We start from the raw sequence: 2,790 nt of genomic DNA, 5'->3' as shown, positions 1-2,790 counted from the left end.
CGAATGCGGCCGGTGCGCGCGAGCAACTCGACGAGCAGCGCGCGCACGCCGACAGCCTTGACCCGCGCGCCACGGCGCGCCCCGAAGAATCGCAGCAGCAGCAACCTGGTGAGGCCGGCCCGACCGACACCCCCCGCACCGGCCCGACCGACACACCCCGCGTCGGCTAATCGGACCGACGCCGCACGTTACGGCCCCGGCGGCGCGGGCGGCGGAGGCGGGTTGATCGGAATCGGCACGGTGACGAACGGCAAGTGCAGATACGCCGTCATCGGCGGCATCGCCGGCGCCGGAGGCGGCGGTGGGGGCGGCACGGCCGGCGGTGGGGGCGGCGCCTCCGGAGCCGGCTGTGGTGCGGGTGCGGCTGCAGGCGGCTGGTAGGCCGGTGCTTGCCGTATCGGTGTCCGCTGTACCGGCGCTGGGCGGGGCGCCACTACCGGTGCCGGCTCGGGGATCGTTTCCGGTGCCGGTGCAGGCGCAGCGGGCGGCGGCGGTGCCGCCGGCTCGGGTGACGCGGGCGGCGCGGCCGGTGGTGGGGAGGAAGCGGCCGGCACAGGCGGTTGCGCCTTCGGCGGCGCGGGCGCCTGCTCGGTCGGGATGACGACGTTTCCGCCGGGATTGGGTCGCTGACCGACCGTCGGGCGCACATCGGCCACCAGCGAAACGATCAGCGCCACAACACCGATCAAGAAGACCGCCGCCAGCGCGCTGCCGACCAGCAACAAAGGCCGGCGCGGCCGCTGACCAGGCAGGTCGTTATCCTCAGGCAGGGCGCTGTAGGCCAGCGCCGCGCTGCCCAGGCTGGCGTGGCCGGAAACGTCGAGGTAGGTCGGAGCGACCGCGTAGCGATCCACCTCACCGGTGCCGGGGTCTTGTGCGTAAGCCAGCGCAGCAGTCGACGAGGCAAACAGCGGCGCGTTCGCCGACGCCAGTGCCGCGCCCCGGGCCAACGCCATGTCCGGCTCCTCGGGCACAGTTACCGGGAGAGTGGTGGCCTCCTCGACTCGCGGCTTGATGGGAACGACGTCAACGCCGCAGCCGACGAGGAATACCCCGTCCGGGCGGGATTCCAACGACTCGAGCCCAGAAACCATCGAGGTCAGCTCCGCAGCGTCGGCCGCCAGCTGTGCCGTGTCGCCGTCGTCCCACAAGTTGTCGACCAGCTGTCGGTGCAAGTCGACGATCGAGCCGTCGGCGCAGTCGACGACAGCCAAGGTGGTGCTGTTGGGTTCCAGGTACAACAGCCCGATGTGCCCGTAGGCCAGTGCACCGCCCACGGTCTGCGCTAGCGCCGCAGCAGCCAGTAGCGGGGCGACCAGCATGACGTTTTCGATTTGCTGGCCAGCCAGTGCGTCGCGCAGCGCCGGGGCATCGCCAGCGTCGGTCCACGTCACGCCGGTTGACACAAGTTGGTAGCCGGCTTCCAACGCGGCTTCCCGAGTACCCAGGATCGCGGCGATCGCGGCTGAGGTTGCCGAGTCTCCGTCGGCGGCCACGTCGAAGCTGTCTTCGTCGACGGTGACGCCGTCCGCGTTTTGCCCCTCGATCAGCACCATGCGGACCGTCGTAGGTGCCATCGACACCCCGAATACGATGTCCACAACTCCTCCAAAGTACTTTGCTGCCACAGTCTGGCGGAGGAGTACACCCCGCGGGCCGCCTCTTCTAACTTCGTCGCCGCACCTGTCTGCGACGTTACATCCGGATTAGCTGGACGTATGAAGTTCTAGGTCGAAGCGAAACGGCAGCAATACCAACGGGCCCCGCCAACCGTGGTACTTCAACCCTACCGCTACTTTCCGGCGCCGACCGTTGTTCGCCGTTGCCGCAGGGAAAAGGCGTTGCCCTGAGCAGCCGGATGTCCAACCGGTCGGGGTAAGGCAGCGTTGAGGTCAGTAACCGCCGCCAGGATTCACATACGGGTTCTGCGGCTGGTTCTGCTGCGGAACCTGAATCGGTATCGGGACCGGCACCAGCGGGAGGGTCAAGTACTCCGTCGTCATCGGCACCGTCGTGCTGGTGGTTGTGGTGGTTGTCGAGCTCGGCGGCGGTGTCGTGGTCGTCGTTGTGGTGGTGGTGGTCGTTGTGGTTGTCGTCGCCTGAGCCGTGGTCGTCGGTGCCGGCCGATCCGTCGTGGTCACCGGTGGTGGGGGTGGCGGTGGCGCTTCGGCAGACGACGGCGGAGGCGGTGGCGGCGGGGCAACGCTGCTCGGCGGAGGGGCCAGGCTGGGGGGCGCCACCGGACTCGGCGATGGCGGCGGGGAGCTGAGCGGCGGCGGGGCCACAGGCTTGGTGCTGTGCGGCGCCGGAGGCGCGTGGTGTTCGGTGGTGCTTGTCAGCGAGTACGCCACCCCGCCGATCGCGATCATCGACGTGAGGGCAGCGAGCCCGATGGCCAGCTGCGGCAGCCGGTACCGCCGCCGCTTCCGCTCGGCGGGCGGCTCAATCGTCGGCAGAAGTTGAGATGGCGCGGCGCGGACCCCGTCATCGTAGGGGTCGGCATAGGAGCTGTAGAACGAACCAGTAAACGGCAACGGTTCCTTGCCGCTGTCGTCGGCCTCCGACCAGGCCAACTGGCGAGGCGTCGCGTCGTCGCTGAGAGGCGCATCGCCGTTGATTGCGCCGAAGCCACCGGTAGACAAGCCGAAAGCGTCGTCTAACGTGCCGACCGCACCGTCCGCTGTGCCGAAAGTTCCTGTCGGCGAAGCGGAGCCGCCTGTCGATGCACTCAAGCTGCCGGTGCTGGCGCCGGCCATCGCCGCTACCGCCGTCGGTGCTTCAATCTCGTTC

At 69.3% G+C, this 2,790-nt stretch carries 1 protein-coding gene and 1 pseudogene; both read right to left on the bottom strand.

Annotated features, from left to right (window positions below; genetic code table 11):
- Positions 1-188 precede the first annotated feature (188 nt).
- Positions 189-1,601, bottom strand: coding sequence for a DUF7159 family protein (locus VFA16_RS00825; RefSeq protein WP_324965993.1), 1,413 nt, complete (start codon positions 1,599-1,601; stop codon positions 189-191).
- 291 nt (positions 1,602-1,892) lie between these two features.
- Positions 1,893-2,790, bottom strand: a pseudogene (locus tag VFA16_RS00820) (molecular chaperone); the annotation flags it as partial.

This window comes from Mycobacterium sp. (genome assembly GCF_035653355.1).
Lineage (GTDB): Bacteria > Actinomycetota > Actinomycetes > Mycobacteriales > Mycobacteriaceae > Mycobacterium.
The sequence above is the reverse complement of the archived record's forward strand: the minus strand, read 5'-3'. Positions and strand labels throughout refer to the sequence as shown.